This is a genomic window from Rhodoferax sp. ZS1R25, assembly GCF_056521335.1.
On sequence record NZ_JBWMAZ010000002.1, the window covers coordinates 1,205,681 to 1,223,359 of the forward strand.

Below are 17,679 nucleotides of genomic sequence, written 5' to 3' on the forward strand. Positions count from 1 at the left end.
CTCAACCACGCACAAACAGGGTCACCAACGCATCCGGCCCGACCTGCTGGCTCCAGTGGCCGTGGATGGCGGGGTCAAACGTGGCGTCTTCGGGCAGCAGATCAGCAGAGTAGAAATGCTCACCGGGTTTGAAGATGCGTGATTCACCGTGCACACCAATCTCCATCTGCCCCTGCAGGATGAAGCACCACTGCGTGTGGCCCGAGCAATGGAACTGGCTGCGAAAGCCCACAGGGCTGGTGCGCAGCTGGTAGCCACCGGTGGCAAACACCTCGGACAGCAACGATTGCGGTGTGCCCTGGTCCAGCGGCACGGCCTCTTCCTTGAAGCGGGCGCGGCCGTCAGTGTCGGTAAACAAGATTACTTTGGTGAATGTGGTCATGGCCACAAGCTTACTACCGACCGCAGCCCTAGGCCCCCCTAGGCCCCTGCCCAGGCCGCCGGCATGCGCGGCCAGCCAGGGCGACCAAACCACGCGCCCCCGGCAATGGCATAGGCGTTGACCACGCCGTACACCACCATGGCGGCTGCCTGCGCCGCAAACACAATGCCCAAATCACCACCCCAGTGCAAAGCCAGCAGCCCACCCGCCGCAGCCACCACCAAGCGTGCGGCGTTGCCGATCACCGGCCACAGCAGCTTGCCCGCACCTTGCGATGCAAAGTACAGCACCAGCCCCAGGCCAAAGAAGCCGTAGAACGGTCCCACGATCTGCAGGTAGCGCGAACCCGCAGCAATCATGGCTGGGTCGCTATCAAACAAGGACAACCAAGCAGCAGGGAAGATGGCTGCCGCAATGCCAATGGCCTCTGACAGCGCCATCGCCAGGCCTGCACCTATCCAGGTGGCGCGCATGGCCCGCTCGCGCTGGCCTGCGCCCACGCAAGTCCCCACCATGGCCACCAACGGTGCCCCCAGGCCAAACACCAGCGGCACCAGCAGGTATTCCAGGCGAGACGCCGTGCCGTAGCCGGCAATCGCGGCAGGTCCGAACGCGCCCGACAGCGCCGTGGCAATGCCGATGCAGACGTTGGTGGCCACGGTGGACACCGCGCCAATCACGCCGACCCGCAAGATGTCCTTGAACAGCGGCCAGCGCAATGTGCAATGCGCCCACTCGATGCGCAGCAGGCTGCGGCTGGAGCGCAGGTAGGCCACCAGGACCAGCGTGCCCACGGCGTAGTACACCAGCAGTGCCAAGGCCCCGCCGGCGATACCCATCGCAGGCACCGGGCCCCAGCCAAAGATCAGCAAGGGCGACAAGGGCACCAGCAGCACCAGCCCCCCCACCGTGACCAGGGCAGGCACCGCCATATTGCCGGTGCCGCGGATGATGGCGGACAGTGAATTGAACATCCACACCAACACCGCCCCGGCGAATACCCAGTTGGAGTACATCAACGCGGCTTCCAAGGCCGCACCGGTTCCGCCCATGCGGGTATAGAGCCAGCGCCCGCCCAGCAGCAGCGTCAGCGTGAACGCCGCAGCAAACAACAGCGCGATGACCAGCGCGTGGAACACCAGTGCATTGGCGTCGTCACGGCGGCGCGCCCCCAGGGCGCGGGCAATGGCCGATGCAATGCCGCCGCCCATGGCGCCTGCGGACATCATCTGCATCAGCATCACCGCCGGGAACGCCAGCGCCATACCGGCCAGCGCATCGGTGCCCAGCTTGCCGACAAACCAGGTCTCAATCAACCCCACTGCCGCTTGCGCCAGCATCACCAACACCATGGGCGCGCCCAGACGCAGTAGGGTGGGCACGATAGGGCCTTCCAGCAGCAAACGGGTGCGCGGGTCGAGTGCGCCCTGCCCCGTCGCGGCGGTGCTCATGCGGCCACCGCACGTGCAGGCAACTTGGCCTCTTTGATCGGCAAATGGATCAGCGCCGCACCCACCGCCAGCACGATATCCGCGTACCAGATCCAGTTGTAGCTGCCGGTGGCATCAAACACCTTGCCACCCAAAAACGCGCCCAGGAAGCCGCCCACCTGGTGTGTCAGCATCACCAGGCCAAACAGCGTAGCCATGTGAGCCGTGCCAAAGAACTTGGCGACCAAGCCCGCCGTGGGTGGCACGGTGGACAAAAAGCTCACGCCCATCACCGCAGCAAACACCAGCACCACGGGGCCGGTCTTGGGCGCGAAGAGAAACACCAGCACGGCCACGGCACGCACGGCATAGACCAGCGACAGCAGCGACTTCATGCGCCAACGGCCCACGGCCCAGCCCATGGCGATGCTGCCCACAATGTTGAACAGGCCCAAAATGCCCAGCGCCCAGGCGCCCCACTGCGTGGGCAGGCCACAGGCAGCCACCACACCTGGCAAGTGCGTGGCCAGAAACGCCACGTGGAAACCGCAGACAAAAAAGCCTGCAGCCAGCAGCAGGAAGCTGGGCGTGCGCAGCGCCAGGCGCACCGCGTCTCCCGTGCCCATGGACTTGACGCCAGGCGCCGCTACCTGCACGTTATTGCCTTGGAGAAAGAAGGCCGCGGGCAGCGCGATCAGCACCAGCCCCGCCATCACCTGCATGGCATCGCCCCAGCCCAGGCTGACCATCAGCGCACCCGCGATAGGTGCCATCACGAACTGTCCGAACGAGCCGCCCGCATTCACGATGCCGGTGGCCATGCCGCGCTTGTTGGCGGGCAGCAGGCGCGTGGTGGCTGCCATCAGCACTGCAGGGCCCGCCATGCCCGCACCACCCGCGGCCAGCACGCCAATGGCAAAAATCAGCCCCGCTGTTGTCGTCATGTAAGGCGTGATGAAGGTACCCAGTGCCACCAATGACACTCCCAGTAAGAGCACGCGCCCGGCGCCCACGCGGTCGGCAAAAGCACCGGCAAACGGCTGCGTCAGCCCCCACCACAGCTGGCCAAACGCAAACGCCAGGCTGATGCTGCCCACGCCCAGGCCGGTGGAGGTGTTCAGCGAACTGAGGAACAGGCCCATGGTCTGGCGCACGCCCATGGTCAGTGCAAAGGCCCCCGCGGCGGCCAGCAGCACCACCCAGACGGACCAGGTGCGTGAGGTGGAAGGTGTTGTAGGTGCATCAGACATCGTCTTCTCCAGAGTCCAGGGGGGATAGCAATTCGAGGGATTCGTCAATCAGCGCATGCAGCGCCATCACGCGTTCGATGCCCAACGTGGCGTTGATGCCTTCTTGCGCAATGCGCCATTTGCGCTGCGCCTCGGTGCGTTTGGTCTGGCCGGCCTCGGTGGCGCTGATGAGGCGGCTGCGTGCGTCATCGCCCGCGTTCACCTCAATCCAGCCGCTGGCGATCAGGGGCTGCAAATTACGCGACAGCGTGGAGGTGCTCATGCGCATCGCACCCGCCAAATCCACGGCACGAATCGGCCCCAGCTTCACCACATGGGACAGCAAGGAGTACTGCGTGGTCTTCAAGCCGGTCTTGGCCAGCTCCACGTCGTAGTGCTGGGCCACGCGGCGCATCAGTTGGCGCAGCTTCAGGTTCGTGCAGCCCTGTGGCTTGGGAACATCCGCGACAGCGGTTGGCTTGACAAGGGTTTTCATGTCAATTATTGTAGCTACATCAGTTGCATATGCAACAATGTATTTTTAATAACCCTATTGACGAGATTTCCATGAACACCATGACCAATCCCTCCACCCTGGACGCCTGGCTGGCCGAAGAGGCCGCTGTCGTCGCCCGACTGAACGCAGGTCCCGGCCCCGGTGTAGCCCGCCCGGACCAGATCCTGCCCCTGAGCGGCATGGAGCAGATGCAGGCCATGCTGCGCGGCGAGCTGCCTTATGCCGAAATTGCCAGGACGCTGGACTTCACCATCCTGGAAGTGTCCGAAGGCCGCGCGCTGTTCCAAGGCACCCCGGGCCCTGCCCACCGCAACCCCATGGGCGGCATCCACGGTGGCTGGTACGCCACGCTGCTGGACTCGGCGTTGGGCTGCGCCGTGCACACCATGATGCTGCCCGGGCGCGGCTACACCACGGCCGAACTGGGCGTGAACCTGGTCAAGGCCATTGGCCCCAAGGTGCAGCGCATCCGCGCCGAAGGCAAGGTCATCCACTGCGGCCGCCAGCTTGCCACCGCTGAGGCCCGCCTCTACGGCCCCGACGGCACGCTGTACGCCCATGCCACCACCACCTGCCTGGTGTTTGACCTCAAGCTGCCCGGGTAAACGCAGGCTGCGGCACAATGTCTGGCATGCGATTCCTCCACACCATGCTGCGCGTTGGCAACCTTCAACGCTCCATCGATTTCTATACCAGCGTGCTCGGCATGCAGGTGCTGCGCACCTCGGAGAACCCCGAGTACAAATACAGCCTTGCTTTCCTCGGCTTTGACGGCGGCAACCCCGGCCAGGCCGAGATTGAACTCACCTACAACTGGGGCGTGGAAAGCTACGAGCTGGGCACCGCCTACGGCCACATCGCGCTGGGCGTGCCTGATGCGTACGCGGCCTGCGCCAAGATCAAGGCGGCGGGCGGCAACGTGACGCGCGAAGCCGGCCCCGTCAAAGGCGGCACCACGGTGATTGCGTTTGTAACCGACCCCGATGGCTACAAGATTGAGCTGATCCAGCGCGCAGAGCAAGCGGCTGGTGGCGGACTGCGCTAAAACAACTCACGGGTTGGTTGACGTGCGGCGTGCATCCGGCAAGAGGCGCGTCAATTCCTTTTTGACCACGGCATAGCATTCGCACACGCGCGACTCCAGCCCGTGCCGGTCCAGCACCGCAATGTGTCCACGCCGGTAGCGGATATAGCCCACCTGCTGCAAGCGCCCGGCGGCCTCCGTCACACTCTCCCGCCGCACACCCAGCATATTGGAGACCAGCTCCTGCGTCATGACCAGTTCACGCCCGGGGTGGCGGTCCACCGTCATCAAGAGCCAGCGACACAGCTGCTGCTCCACATTGTGGTGGCGGTTGCACACTGAGGTTTGCGCCACCAGCGTGATCAGCGCCTGGGTGTAGCGCAGCAGCAAGCGCATCAAAGAATCTGCCCGCAGGAACTCCGCATTGAGCAGATGCCCAGCCAAACGGTAGGCATGCCCTTGCGTCATGACCACCGCAGAACCGTTGGTGGTGTCGCCCCCCATGAACAGCGAGACCCCCACCACACCCTCATTGCCCACACTGGCACTTTCGGCCATGGCGCCTGACTCGGTCACATAGTGCAATGAGACGATGGCCGTCGTGGGGAAATAGGCGTGCCGCAACGGCACACCCGGCTCATACAGTGCGGCCCCCACGCGCAGCGGAATCAGCTCCAGGTGGTCGGCAATGCGTGCGAAATCGGCCGCAGGCAAAGCGCCAAGCAGTTGGTTGTGGCGAGGCTCATGCTGGAGCGTCATATCGCACTTCAACACCGATACCACGGTAACCAATGAGCGTGCACGAGCGGTTGAACATCGGCTCCCCACTGACCCGGAACTGCTGGCGTAGGCCATTGGGGTGGACACGGTGGAACAGAAAATCCAGGAAAGGCTGGCGCGCGGCGATCTTCTCCTGCAGCGCGGCGCGCTCTTCCGCATTCCAACCCTCGGTGGGCTCCTCCTCGGGGTCCCCCAGCAAGGTGTCCACCCGGATGCCCAGCATGTCCAGCACCGGGCCCGAGACTTTGGTGAACACCCCGTGTTCGTCCTGTTCCCAGTACCAGTCGGAGGCCAACTCCGTGAGGCTGCGGTAGCGTGCCTCGCTTTCCTGCAGTTCTTGCGTTCTGCGGTGTACGGCCAGTTCCAGCGCCGTGTTGAACTCGCCCAGTTGCCGGTAGAGCAGCCGTACTTCCAGCATGTTGTGGATGCGTATCTTCACCTCCACCAAGTCAAAAGGCTTGCTGATGAAGTCCTTGGCCCCCGCCTGCAGCGCGCGCAGTTTGTGGCCCGGCTGTGCGGTCAGCACGATCACCGGCAGGTAGCCTTCGGCCACATTGGCCTTGAGCCCTTCCATCACCTGGAACCCATCCATGCCGGGCATCTGCAAATCCAGCAGGATCAGGTCGTACGCGTTGTCACGGTGCAAGCCGCACACCTCGCGCGGGTTGGAGGTGGAGGTCACATGGGTGTAGCCCGCGCTCTCCAGCAATTGCTCCAGCAGCGCCACATTGGGCTGCTGGTCGTCCACTATCAAAATATGCGCCGCCAAAATTTCCGCTGTAGTGATCATGGTGTCTGTTCCTGTTTTTCATTCTTATTTGCTCCCATGCGTGTTTTTGCCACTTTCAACGACATGTCCAGGGTGTCCATGAACTCATTGACCTTGATCGGCTTGGTGAGGTAGCGGAAAAAGCCCGCCTCCAACCCGCGCTCTATGTCGCGCGGGATGGCATTGGCGCTGAGCGCTATCACCAGAATGTGGGCCGTGGCGGGGTCGTCCGCCAAAATCTTCATGGCCTTGATGCCGCTCAGGCCCGGCAGGTTGATGTCCATCAGGATCACGTCGGGCTGCGACGCGCGCGCCATGGCAATGCCGTTCATGCCATCGGGCGCACTGAGCAAACGGATATCGGGCCGACGCGCAATCAGCTCCTGCACCAGCAGCAGGTTGGCGGGGTTGTCCTCAACATAAAGCAAGGTGTACACATGGACGCTGTCCGACGGGGGCATGGCCACTGCGCCACTGAGTTCGGGGCCGTGGGCATCCGCCTGCCGTTCGCTGGTCAGGTTCAGTTCGAACCAGAACACACTGCCCTCACCCACTGTGCTTTGCACCCCGATGCTGCCGCCCATCAATTCCACCAGGCGCTTGGTCATGACCAGGCCGATGCCGGTGCCTTCTTCGGCACTGGCCTCTTGGCCCAGCCGGTTGAAGGGCTGGAACAGATGGGTCAGTTGCTCTCCCGTCAGTCCCTCTCCGGTGTCCTCAATGGCGATGCGAATCCGCTCTACCGAGAGCGCAGTGCAGGTCAGCGTCACGCGGCCACCGATGCGGTTGTACTTGATGGCGTTGGACAACAGGTTGATGACCACCTGCTTGACCCGGGTGCGGTCGGCGCGCACACAGTAGTGGGTGCTGACCAGCGGAAAGTGCATTTGCACATTGCGCTTGGCCGCCTGCGGCTCGCACATGGTTTCGCATTCCTGCAGCACCTCGCGCAGGGCCACGGGTTCGGGCGACAGCGACAAGCGCCCCGACTCGATCAGCGCCAGATCCAGGATTTCGTTGATCAGCTTGAGCAGGTACCAGCCCGCGTTCAGGATCTGGTCCAGGCTGCGCTTCTGCGACACCGTGGGCGGTGGCATGCCCGATTCGATCAACTGCGCAAAGCCCAGAATCGCGCTCAGCGGCGTGCGCAGCTCGTGGCTCATGCCCGACAGGAAATCCGACTTGGCCAGATTGGCCTGCTCTGCGGCCGCCATTGCCAGCTTCAGGTTGGCCTCCACCTGCTTTCTGACCGAGTTGTCGGTGGCAATCAGCAGGTAGCCAATGATGTCTTCGTACTCATTGCGCAGCGCGGTGATAGACGCAATGGCCGGAAAACTGCTGCGGTCCTTGCAGATGTAGGTCAGCTCGTAGATGTCTTCAATACCGCGCGAGGCCTTGAACGCCAGGGCCTCAAAGCCCGGGGCAATGGTGGTGCCCAGCTCGGCGCTCAGCGCCTGCGCACGGGCGATCACCTCCAACGGGTCCTGAATATCGCTGGGCTTGATCTTGTTGACCACCTCGGCTGCCAGGTAGCCGAGCTTGCGCTCCGCCCCCACGTTGAAGAGCTGGATGATGCCCTTCTCGTCGGTCGCAATGATGGAAAAATTGGCACTGGTAAGGATGGCACTTTGCAAGGCCCCGGTCTTGAGCCAAGCCTGTTGGCGCAACAACTCGTGGCTCGGGCTGAAAGCCGACAAGGCGCCACTGGCGGGCGCCTGGGGGAACGTTTCTGGCATGGATGCTTCCGTGGTGGGGGCGTGGTCCGTTCGCTGCGCCCATCGGGTCCCACGGTTGGAAGCCCCGTAGGTGTGTGGTTTGGCGCACAGACAATGGACGGACCTTATCCATCCCTCGGCCGCATGTAGGTGCGTTACCGAACATAGGCCTTCAAAACGCGGCCACGCTGCGCCTATTTACTATCAAAATGATAGCTGCTAGCGCCCTATCTACGAGGGCCAGAGGCCTATTTGTCTATTTATTGCCCGCATAGCAAGCCTGAATCGCTTTCAGCCGCTGCCCTATGGCCCGGCGCAGGGCGATGGGCGACACCACCTCCACATCGGGCGCCATGCGCAGCAGCTGGTAGCTCGCGTTCTCCAGGGTTTCTATCGGTATCCTCAGGCGCACGGTCTCACCTGGTTGCATGGGCAGTGCTTGCAAAACGACGGCCTTGGCCACCGCGCTGCTGAGCTGGCGCAGCTGCTTCACGCCCTGGGCGGTGGCCTGCACCACGGCATGGCCCTGGTACAGCTCGGCCTCAAAGCGCTGAATGGATTCGGTCCAATAGGCCGGCAGGTCAAACTGCTTGGGCCGCGTGCTGGCCTTGTCCAGCAACTCGGCGCCCAGGATGTTGGAGATGCGGTAGGTGCGCGGCTTCGCGTCAGAGGTGGCCACCAGGTACCAAACGCCCGCCTTCAGCACCAGCCCCAGCGGGTGCACGGTGCGCTGTACCTCGGCCTTCCAGCTGTCGTAGCGCAGGCTCAGCTGGCGCTCTTGCCACACCGCGGCAGCCACCGTGGCCAGATGCGGCACCGGGTCCGCCTCGCGGTACCAGTCGGCGGGGTCCAGGTGAAAGCGGGCCTGCACGCGCTGCGCGTCGTCGCGCTGGTGCGCGGGCAGTGCGCTCATGAGCTTGAGCTGCGCGTCCACCACTTGCTGGCCCAGGCCCAGCTCGGCCGCGGGCCCCGCCAGCCCGCTCATGAACACCGCCTGCGACTCGGAGGCGGTGAAACCCGTGAGCGTGGTCTTCCAGCCCTCCACCAACTGAAAGCCACCGTTGCGGCCCTGCTCCGCATAGATGGGCACACCCGCCGCGGTGAGCTGGTCCACATCGCGGTACAGCGTGCGCACCGACACCTCTAGCATCTGGGCCAGCGCCTGCGCGCTCATGCGCCCGCGGGTTTGCAGAAGCATCTGGATGGTCAAAAGGCGGCTGGCACGCATATCTGCATGGTAGCCATAAAAGCTGACATTCGGTGGCAGCTATTACTGCACACACTCACTCCCATCTTCATGCATTGAAAAGGAATCGAGATGGAACACCTCTGGCTTTACGCGGTTTTGGTAGCGGGCATCGTGGTGCTGCCGGGCATGGACATGGCCTTTGTGCTGGCCAGCACGTTAGTAGACGGCCGGCGTTCAGGCGCTGCCGCGGTAGCAGGCATTGTGCTGGGCGGCATGGTGCATGTGGCCATGGGGGCGCTGGGTGTGGGCCTGCTGTTGCAGCACTTGCCGATGGCGTTCAACGCCCTGCTGCTGGCCGGCAGCCTGTATGTAGCGTGGATGGGCTACGGCTTGCTGCGCAACACGCAGGCGCTGTCCGAAGTGCAAGACCAGCCCTCCCGCCCCTGGCACAGCACCTTGGTGCGCGCCACCCTCACCTGTCTGATGAACCCCAAGGCCTACCTCTTCATGCTGGCCGTATTCCCACAGTTCATCCGCCCGCAGCTGGGCCATATCGCCGCCCAGTCCATCGCGCTGGGTGCCATCACTGCTGCGGCGCAGATCGCGGTGTACGGTGGCGTGGCACTGGCGGCCGCGCAATTGCGCGTGTGGCTGCGTGGGAGCTCGTCCAGCCAGACGGCGTTCAGCCATGGGTTGGGTGGCTTGCTGGTGCTGACGGCAGTGTGGACCTTGTGGATGGGCTGGCGGGCGGCTTGATGCCGTCAATGGCAACCAGTGGCCAAAGCGGCCCCTTACATCTGGCAATACAACGGACCGTTCATAGCTTGCATCCGAGCGAGAATTTTCCTACTGTCTGATACGAACAGGGAGACGATGCATGGCGAAGTTCATCACGATAGGCTACGGGGACGAGGCGGGATACCAACGGACAAGCCCGTCCGTGCGAGACGCTGCACACGCGCACGATGCACGCATGAAAGCCGACGGCGCTTTGATCGGCATTGCCGGCGCCCCAGTGCAGGTGCGCAACACCGAGAATCGCGGCCTGCAGACCACAGCCGGCGCATTCATGCGCAGTGATCTTCCCATCGCCGGGTTCGCCGTCATTGAGGCCAAGGATTTGCAGGACGCTATCCGGATCGTCTCCGCCACGCCGTGTGCCGTAGCCCACGGTGTGGTTGAGGTGTGGCCTCTTGCGCACATGCCAGATTGAAACTCCACGGCGAGTTCATGCGGGTCAATTAATCTCAGTAGCTGCGCGCTTGCGTTGCCGTTTTTTGAGATGGTAAGTGAGCGCAGCAGCGATGCAAACCGCCAATTCATCCTCAGGCAATTTGCCGGACAGCATAAGGACCAGCGCCCGGTTGCCGTCGAACCTGAAGTCTTGGAGGAACATGGTTTTGAACATCTCCACCAGACCCGTCTGGCAGTGGAAGTACATCGCGACCTGGTGGGGTGCTTTCTCCTTCCAGTCCATCCGGAAGGGGCTGCCAGCCTTGTTGCGCGTAGTGTAGGTCGGTTCACCCCATTTCAGCGACTCTTCAATCCCCCCTACCCCGGGCGTGGCTGCGGCAACACGGAAGACGAGTTCACGGAGCGCGAGTAACCGTTTGCGAGGCACCGGTGGGTAGGCGTCGAACTTGGCTTGGACTTCGGGGTGGGTAAATGGCGTCATACGAATCTCGCGACGTTGCTCACGACCAGAAGATGCCCAAAAGTGCCAACGCATTCACTATCCAGTTGCCCTGTCGAGAAGCCTTTGCACTTTCGCCCGATATGGGCCAGAGCGTCGCATTTTTCCAAGCCCAGACGTTGTAGAACCAAGCCAACGGAATGCCCACCAGGCCCAGCGCAGCCATATTCATACCAGCGCCAAAAAGGAAGAAGGCACCGGCCAGGAGCAGCGTCGCGACAGGAATCCCGGACTTGGTGCTTGCGATCACGTGCGACAACTTGCCACAAAGACTGCAGGTCGCAGGATGCTCACGGCTCGAGCATCGCTTGGCCCAGGACGTGATCCCTTGCCCCAAGCAATGTGGACAGCGTGTCATGTGGCTGGGCGTGTTTTGAATATAGCAATCGTCTTGCAAAGAAGTCTTGTTTTGCGCACCGCTGCTCCCGGTTGATATGTGTCTTCAATTTATACATGAGACTAGTCACCAGGCCAAAGAAGTCGGGGATTGAAGATTCATGAGGAATCGGATCTGCTATTCATTTCATAGCTGCTTCCGCAATAGCAAAGGGGGCCGCAGCCCCCTTTTCATTCCATCGTCAGTGCAGCGCTTACTTGCGCAGTGCCTGCGTATCCTTGGCCAGCTGCGTGATCTTGTCCCACTCGCCCTTCACCATCGCGTCCGCCGGCACGATCCACGAACCGCCCACGCAGACCACATTGGGCAGCGCCAGAAACTCGGGCGCGTTTTGCAGCGTCACACCGCCCGTGGGGCAGAACTTCACGTCGAAGAACGGGCCGCTCCAGGCCTTGAGCATGGCGGGGCCGCCGGCTTGCATGGCGGGGAAGAACTTGAGCTGGGTGAAGCCGTCTTCCTGCGCCATCATGATTTCGCTACCGGTGGCCACACCGGGCAACAGCGAGAGGCCCAGGTCGCGGCAGGCCTGGCCCACAGCGCTGGTGTAGCCGGGGCTGACGGCAAAACGCGCGCCCGCGTTGGCGGCGGCTTGGGCGTCTGCCTTGCTGCGCACGGTGCCGGCGCCAACCACGGCTTCGGGCACGTCGCGGGCAATGGCTTCCATGCAGGCCAGGGCTTGTGGGGTGCGCAACGTGACTTCGAGCATGCGCACGCCGCCGGCCACCAGGGCGCGGGCCATGGGCACGGCGTGGGCCACGTCGTTCAGCACGATCACGGGGATCACGGGGGCGTCCTGCATGACTTGCAGGGCGGTAAAGGCGGGGGCATTAGACATAGAGAAATTCCAGATCGACGTTGTGGGGTGTTGTTGGTTTAAAACCAGGTGCAGGCGCCTTCTTCGGCGGCCAGTGCATTGCGGCGGAAGTTGGCAAACAGTTCGCGGCCCATGCCGATGCCGTTCGCCGCGCGCAGCTCTTCAGGCATGGTGTCCAGCGGGCGGGCGGCCCATTCGGCGTCGCTCACCAGCACTTGCAGGGTTTCGGCATTCGCGTCCAGGCGGATCACATCACCATCGCGCACCTTGGCCAGCGGGCCACCAGCGGCCGCTTCGGGCGACACATGGATGGCGGCGGGCACCTTGCCCGAGGCACCGCTCATGCGTCCGTCGGTCACCAGTGCCACGCGGAAGCCCTTGCCTTGCAGCACGGCCAGCGGCGGCGTGAGCTTGTGCAACTCAGGCATGCCGTTGGCCTGCGGGCCCTGCCAGCGCACCACGCAGATCACGTCGTGGTTCAGCTCGTTGGCGCTGAAGGCCTTGTGCAGCGCGTCTTGCGAATCGAACACGCGGCACGGCGCTTCGATAATGTGGCGGTCTTCGGGCACGGCGGACACCTTGATCACGCTGCGGCCCAGGTTGCCTTTGAGCAGTTTCAAACCACCGCTGGCGCTGAACGGAGCACTCGCTGGGCGCACCACGGATTCGTCTTTGCTGGCGCCGGCATCGGTCCACTGCAAGCTTCCATCGGCCTTGGCCGAGGGAATGGCGGTGAATTCACGCAAGCCATTGGCCCGCACGGTCAGCACATCGGCATGCATGAAGCCGGCGTCCAGCAGCTCGCGGATCACATAGCCGGGGCCGCCGGCGGCCTGAAACTGGTTCACATCGGCGCTGCCATTGGGGTACACGCGGCTCAGCAGCGGCACCACGTCCGACAGGGCCGAGAAGTCGTTCCAGTCGATCACGATACCGGCCGCGCGGGCCACGGCCACCCAGTGGATCAGGTGGTTGGTAGAGCCACCGGTGGCCAGGAGGGCCACCATGGCGTTGACGATGCAGCGCTCGTCCACGATCTTGCCGATCGGTGCAAAACGCTTCGCCTTGGTGATGCCCAACACCGTGCGCACGGCTTCACGCGTGAGCTCCTGCCGCACGTCCTGGCCGGGGTTGATGAAGGCGGTGCCGGGCACATGCAGGCCCATGGCTTCGAGCAGCATCTGGTTGCTATTGGCCGTGCCATAGAAGGTGCAGGTGCCTTCACCGTGGTAGGCGGCGCTCTCGGCGGCCAGCAGCTCGGGGCGGCCCACCAGGCCCTGGGCGGCTTTTTCGCGCACCTTGGCTTTTTCGTTGTTGGGCAGACCCGAGGTCATAGGACCGGCGGGCACAAACACCGTGGGCAGGTGGCCAAAGTGCAGCGCGCCAATCAAGAGGCCGGGAACGATCTTGTCGCACACGCCCAGCATCAGCGCGCAGTCAAACACATCGTGGCTCAGTGACACGGCCGTGGCCATGGCAATCGCGTCGCGGCTGAACAGACTCAGCTCCATGCCCGGGGTGCCCTGGGTCACGCCATCGCACATGGCGGGCACGCCGCCGGCCACTTGCGCGGTGGCGCCGTGTTTGCGGGCCTCCACCTTGATGAGGTCGGGGTAGTGCTGCAGCGGCGCGTGGGCCGAGAGCAGGTCGTTGTAGGCGTTGACGACGCCGATGTTGGCGCCCTTCTCTTCCACGATGCGGAGCTTGTCCAACCCAGTGACGCGGGTCTTGTCGGCGTCGGGCATGGCGGCAAAGGCGTGCGCCACGTTGGCGCAGCCCATGCGGTCGGCGCCGGGTTTGCGGTTGGCGGCCTGGTCCAGCTGGGCGAGGTAGGCGGTGCGGGTAGCCACACTGCGCTCGCGGATGCGGCGGGTAACCGCCTCAACAACGGGGTGCAAAGCGGCGGGGGATGGGGTGGTGTCTGGCATGGTGCTCTTGTAACTAAATTACAGATTCTGATAGTAACTGGGAAACACCGGCTTGTGTGCGGGCGGAGTTACCAGGCGGGTACGAACTAGCGAGATTGCCGCCACGCGATACGGGCCCGCTCCAGGTCGTCCACGGTGTCAATGTCCAGCACACAGCCCGCGTCAGTCACTATCATTTTGCTAGCTACTCGCGCAGAGACGACGGGGGCTGCACCCTGATTTCCCTTCAAACCGGCAAGTGCATCGCCACAGCTGGCCGCAAAGCGCACCGGGTGGCCACGCTGGCCCTCAAACCACGGCACCAGCACCTCCCCACCCAGGGGCGCGCGAGCGATGGTAACCAGAGTGTCCGGTTGTAACAGCGGCAGGTCGGCCGGCAGCACCATCCAGCCCCCAGTGGCCTCGCGCGTGGCGCGCACCGCGGCGGCAATGCTGTCGCCCATGCCGGGGTGGCCCGCGTCTTCCAGGTGCCAGCGCAGGCCACTGGCACGCACCGCGTCCAACGTACGTTGCAGCACCGTGGCGCCACACAGGTCGGCCTGCAGTTTGTGGGTGGTGCCGCCCGACGCCAGAAAGCGCTCGCCCCGGCCCGAGGCCAGCACCAGCACTACGGGCAGGCTCAGCGCCTCAGGTAGCACAGCTGGATGCAGCGTGGGCCACAGCGGGGGTGGCTTGGGTGTTTTTGACCTGAATGATCTCGGCCAGGATGGACACGGCGATCTCGGCCGGAGTGCGTGCGCCAATCTTTAACCCTACGGGGCCATGCAAGCGAGCCAGTTGGGCTTCGGTCAAGTCAAAGTGTTCGGCCAAGCGCTGCTTGCGCGCCTGCTGGTTGCGACGGGAGCCGAGGGCGCCCACATAAAACGCGTCGCTGCCCAGTGCTTCGAGCAGGGCCATGTCGTCCAGCTTGGGGTCGTGCGTGAGTGCGACGATGGCGGTGTGGGCGTCTGGCTGCAGCGCGCGCACCACGTCGTCAGGCATGCCCTCCACCCGGCGCACGCCGGGCACGCCCGCCATCTCCAGCACGGCGGCATATTCCTCACGCGGGTCGCACACCAGCACCTCAAAGTCCAGCGCGGTCGCCATGCTGGCCACGGCCTGCGAGAGTTGCCCGGCACCGATAAGCAGCAGGCGCCAGCGCGGGCCAAACAAGGTGGTGAGTGTGGTGCCGTCAAACTGCATGGCCTGGCCGCGTGCCGCCGGGTGCAGCGTGACCGCACCCGTCGACAAGGTCAGTGTGCGCGCCACCAGTTGGTGGCCTGCCGTGCGCTGCAGGATTGTGCGGATCCAGCCAGTGTCATGCAGCGGCTCCTGCACCAGGCGCAGCGTGCCGCCGCAGGGCAGGCCAAAGCGCGCGGCCTCTTCCTTGCTCACGCCATACGCCACCATCGATGGCTTGGTGGAGTGGATGTCAGTCGACTGGTTGAGCGCGGCCTTGGTGCGGGCGATCAGGTCGTCCTCAACACAGCCACCCGAGACCGAGCCGCTGACCACACCATCGTCACGCACGGCCAGCAAGGCACCGGGCGGACGCGGCGCACTGCCCCAGGTCTCCACCACGGTCACCAGCGTGACCGCATGGCCGGCCTGTTTCCAGGCCAGCGCGTCTCCCAGCACCCTTAAATCCAGACTTTCCATACCCGCACTGTAGCGACTCGGCCGCTCAGGCGGCCCGAATAGCCGCTTCGTTGATGGGCAGCTTGCGCACGCGCTTGCCGGTGAGCGCCGCCACCGCATTCGCAATGGCGGGCGCCACCAGGGCCGTGGCAGGCTCACCGATACCGCCGGGCTTCTCGGTGCTATTGACCAGCGTGATGTCGATCACCGGTGTCTCGTACATGCGCACCAGCGGGAAGGTGTTGAAGTTGGTCTGCTGCACCCGGCCATTGACCAGCGTGATCTCCTGCATCGTCGCGGCCCCCAGGCCAAACACGATGCTGGACTGGATCTGCGCCTCCACCGTATCCGGGTTCACCATGCGACCCAAGTCAGCGGCCACCGTGACCTTGTGCACCTTGACAGCCCCGCCCTCCAGACTGATCTCGGCCACCTGGGCCATGTAGGTGTCGTAGCCTTCCATCAGCGCAATGCCGCGCGAGCGGCCTGCGGGCAGCGCCGTGCCCCAACCGGCTTTGTCGGCCGCGAGCTTGAGCACGTTGGCAAAGCGCGGCTGTTTCTCCAGCAGGCTCATGCGGTAGGCGTAGGGGTCCTTGCCCGCGGCAATCGCCAGCTCGTCAATAAAGCTCTCGTTGGCAAAGGCGTTGAGCGCATGGCTGACCGAGCGCCAGTAGCCCACGCGCAAGCCCGCGTCGTGCTTGACCACATCGTGGCGCGAGGCCGGGATGTCGTAGCCCGCCACGGCAGCCTCGGTCATCAGCGGGTCTTGCACTTCGCCCGGCAGGCCGAAGATGCGCCCGGTGACCGACTGCGAGGTCAGGCGGAAGGTCAAGGCCGTGGGTTTGCCATCCGCACCCAGCGCGGCAGCCATGGTGTGGATGGCCTGCGGGCGGTAGAAGTCATGTGTCATGTCGTCTTCACGCGACCACACCAGCTTGACCGGTTTGCCCACGGCCTTGGAGATTTGTGCGGCCTGGATGATGAAGTCGATGTCGATGCGCCGCCCGAAACCGCCGCCGAGGAAGGTGGTTTCCACACTCACGTCTTCGGGCTTCACACCCACGGCCGCGGCAATCGCGCTTTGCGCGGCGTCCTGCCACTGGGTGGGGCCAATCAGGCGCACCTTGCCGTTGTTGTAGTCGGCGGTGAAGTTCATCGGCTCCAGCGGCGAATGCGAGAGCAATTGGCTGGCGTACTCGGCGCGCACCACTTTGTTGGATGCAGCAATCACCGCGTCCGGGTCGCCCACGGCTTTGAGTGGAATTGGCGTGCCGGTCTTGGCCGCACCGCGCAGGCTGTCGAGCATGGCTTTTTCATTCAAAGCGGCGCCCGCACCTTCGTCCCAGGTGATGTTGACCGTCTTGCGCGCCGTGTTGGCCCGCCACCAGCTGTTGGCCACCACGGCCACGCCGTCGGGGATCTCCACCACAGCAATTACGCCGGGCATGGACTTGGCCTTGGCCGCATCAAAGGACTTGACCTTGCCGCCAATCACGGGGCACTGCTCCAGCGCCGCATAGACCATGCCGGGCAGCTTCACGTCGATGCCGAACTCGGCCGTTCCGTTGACCTTCATGGGGGTGTCCAGGCGCTTGGTGCGCTTGCCCACGATGGTGAAATCTTTGGGGTCCTTGATGCTCACCTTCTCGGGCACCGGCAGCTTGGACGCATCGGCCGCCAGCGATCCGTAACTGGCCTTTTTGCCGTTCGGACCAATCACCATGCCATCTGCCGCTTTCAGCGTGGAGCGGTCCACGTTCCATTGGTTGGCCGCAGCGGTGATGAGCATTTCACGCACTTGGGCGCCGCCTATGCGCAGCTTCTCCCAGCCGTCACGCACCGAGGTCGATCCGCCGGTGAGCTGCGGGCCACCCAACAGGGGGTTGCCATAGAGCTTGGCATTGGGTGGCGCAATGCGCACCTTGACCTTGCGCAGGTCCACGTTGAGTTCTTCGGCAATCAGCATGGGCATGGAGGTGTAGACGCCCTGCCCCATCTCCGAGCGCGCCGAGATCAGCGTGATGGTGTTGTCATCGGCAATGTGCACCCAGGCATTGGGCGTGTGCACGGTGCCGGCCGCCTGCAGCGCGCCGGGCACTGCAATGCCCATGAGCAGGCCGCCGCCGGCCAAGGCCGTGGAGGTCTTGAGGAAGTCGCGACGCGAGGCGTTGTTGATAGTGGTCATGGTGCTGCTC

Annotated in this window: 19 protein-coding genes; 4 read left to right on the forward strand and 15 right to left on the reverse strand. The window is 64.0% G+C overall.

Translation table 11 applies throughout. The annotated features are described in order from the left end of the window. Window position 1: 1 nt before the first annotated feature. The 4 genes from AC097R_RS16440 to AC097R_RS16455 are packed head-to-tail and all read right to left on the reverse strand — an operon-like array spanning window position 2 to window position 3,537. Window positions 2–382 (reverse strand): cupin domain-containing protein, encoded by a 381-nt coding sequence (locus AC097R_RS16440; RefSeq protein WP_479599267.1) that lies wholly within the window; start codon window positions 380–382, stop codon window positions 2–4. A 38-nt stretch (window positions 383–420) separates the two neighbouring features. After that, the gene (locus tag AC097R_RS16445) at window positions 421–1,833 is read right to left on the reverse strand and encodes an MATE family efflux transporter (RefSeq protein WP_479599268.1); all 1,413 of its coding nucleotides are present in this window, start codon (window positions 1,831–1,833) and stop codon (window positions 421–423) included. Further along, on the reverse strand, window positions 1,830–3,062 hold the full coding sequence (locus AC097R_RS16450) for an MFS transporter (RefSeq protein ID WP_479599269.1): 1,233 nt from the start codon (window positions 3,060–3,062) through the stop codon (window positions 1,830–1,832). Before AC097R_RS16450 ends, AC097R_RS16445 begins: the two co-directional genes overlap by 4 nt. Beyond that, entirely contained in the window at window positions 3,055–3,537 is a 483-nt protein-coding gene (locus AC097R_RS16455) for a MarR family winged helix-turn-helix transcriptional regulator (protein WP_479599270.1), read from the reverse strand. Before AC097R_RS16455 ends, AC097R_RS16450 begins: the two co-directional genes overlap by 8 nt. Before the next feature lie 71 nt (window positions 3,538–3,608). On the opposite strand from AC097R_RS16455, the gene AC097R_RS16460 reads away from it, so the two are divergent. Further along, window positions 3,609–4,163, forward strand: coding sequence for a PaaI family thioesterase (locus AC097R_RS16460; protein WP_479599271.1), 555 nt, complete (start codon window positions 3,609–3,611; stop codon window positions 4,161–4,163). Window positions 4,164–4,189: 26 nt separating this feature from the next. Continuing rightward, window positions 4,190–4,603, forward strand: a complete 414-nt coding sequence (gene gloA / locus AC097R_RS16465; RefSeq protein ID WP_479599272.1) for a lactoylglutathione lyase — start codon at window positions 4,190–4,192, stop codon at window positions 4,601–4,603. A 6-nt stretch (window positions 4,604–4,609) separates the two neighbouring features. On the opposite strand, the gene AC097R_RS16470 is transcribed toward gloA, so the two are convergent. The 4 genes from AC097R_RS16470 to AC097R_RS16485 all read right to left on the reverse strand — a co-directional run bounded on the left by AC097R_RS16470 (window position 4,610) and on the right by AC097R_RS16485 (window position 9,074). Next, window positions 4,610–5,341 (reverse strand): Crp/Fnr family transcriptional regulator, encoded by a 732-nt coding sequence (locus AC097R_RS16470; RefSeq protein WP_479599273.1) that lies wholly within the window; start codon window positions 5,339–5,341, stop codon window positions 4,610–4,612. Further along, window positions 5,325–6,152, reverse strand: coding sequence for a response regulator (locus AC097R_RS16475; protein WP_479599274.1), 828 nt, complete (start codon window positions 6,150–6,152; stop codon window positions 5,325–5,327). Before AC097R_RS16475 ends, AC097R_RS16470 begins: the two co-directional genes overlap by 17 nt. After that, window positions 6,149–7,867 carry a hybrid sensor histidine kinase/response regulator gene (locus AC097R_RS16480; protein ID WP_479599275.1) on the reverse strand — a complete coding sequence of 573 codons (1,719 nt, stop codon included), beginning with the start codon at window positions 7,865–7,867 and terminating at the stop codon, window positions 6,149–6,151. Before AC097R_RS16480 ends, AC097R_RS16475 begins: the two co-directional genes overlap by 4 nt. Window positions 7,868–8,102: 235 nt before the next feature. Next, a complete protein-coding gene (locus tag AC097R_RS16485) occupies window positions 8,103–9,074 on the reverse strand; it encodes a helix-turn-helix transcriptional regulator (RefSeq protein ID WP_479599276.1) in 972 nt (323 codons plus the stop codon). 90 nt (window positions 9,075–9,164) lie between these two features. Here AC097R_RS16485 and AC097R_RS16490 point away from each other — a divergent pair, with 90 nt between their 5' ends. After that, the gene (locus AC097R_RS16490; RefSeq protein ID WP_479599277.1) at window positions 9,165–9,791 is read left to right on the forward strand and encodes a LysE family translocator; all 627 of its coding nucleotides are present in this window, start codon (window positions 9,165–9,167) and stop codon (window positions 9,789–9,791) included. Between the two features lie 184 nt (window positions 9,792–9,975). Next, window positions 9,976–10,248 carry a YciI family protein gene (locus AC097R_RS16495; protein WP_479599278.1) on the forward strand — a complete coding sequence of 91 codons (273 nt, stop codon included), beginning with the start codon at window positions 9,976–9,978 and terminating at the stop codon, window positions 10,246–10,248. 24 nt (window positions 10,249–10,272) lie between these two features. Here the strand turns inward: AC097R_RS16495 and AC097R_RS16500 are convergent, their stop codons facing one another. From AC097R_RS16500 to AC097R_RS16530, 7 genes are all read right to left on the reverse strand, one after another. After that, on the reverse strand, window positions 10,273–10,710 hold the full coding sequence (locus AC097R_RS16500; RefSeq protein WP_479599279.1) for a DUF1801 domain-containing protein: 438 nt from the start codon (window positions 10,708–10,710) through the stop codon (window positions 10,273–10,275). 19 nt (window positions 10,711–10,729) lie between these two features. After that, complete coding sequence (locus AC097R_RS16505) at window positions 10,730–10,978, reverse strand: hypothetical protein (protein WP_479599280.1); 249 nt, start codon at window positions 10,976–10,978, stop codon at window positions 10,730–10,732. Between the two features lie 340 nt (window positions 10,979–11,318). Continuing rightward, complete coding sequence (eda, locus tag AC097R_RS16510; RefSeq protein ID WP_479599281.1) at window positions 11,319–11,960, reverse strand: bifunctional 4-hydroxy-2-oxoglutarate aldolase/2-dehydro-3-deoxy-phosphogluconate aldolase; 642 nt, start codon at window positions 11,958–11,960, stop codon at window positions 11,319–11,321. Between the two features lie 38 nt (window positions 11,961–11,998). Then, on the reverse strand, window positions 11,999–13,867 hold the full coding sequence (gene edd, locus AC097R_RS16515; RefSeq protein ID WP_479599282.1) for a phosphogluconate dehydratase: 1,869 nt from the start codon (window positions 13,865–13,867) through the stop codon (window positions 11,999–12,001). Window positions 13,868–13,953: 86 nt separating this feature from the next. Beyond that, on the reverse strand, window positions 13,954–14,505 hold the full coding sequence (locus tag AC097R_RS16520) for a nucleotidyltransferase family protein (protein ID WP_479599283.1): 552 nt from the start codon (window positions 14,503–14,505) through the stop codon (window positions 13,954–13,956). Then, entirely contained in the window at window positions 14,495–15,505 is a 1,011-nt protein-coding gene (locus tag AC097R_RS16525) for an XdhC family protein (RefSeq protein ID WP_479599284.1), read from the reverse strand. Before AC097R_RS16525 ends, AC097R_RS16520 begins: the two co-directional genes overlap by 11 nt. A gap of 25 nt (window positions 15,506–15,530) precedes the next feature. Beyond that, window positions 15,531–17,669: a xanthine dehydrogenase family protein molybdopterin-binding subunit gene (locus tag AC097R_RS16530; protein WP_479599285.1), complete on the reverse strand. Its 2,139-nt coding sequence runs from the start codon at window positions 17,667–17,669 to the stop codon at window positions 15,531–15,533. Between the last annotated feature and the right edge of the window lie 10 nt (window positions 17,670–17,679).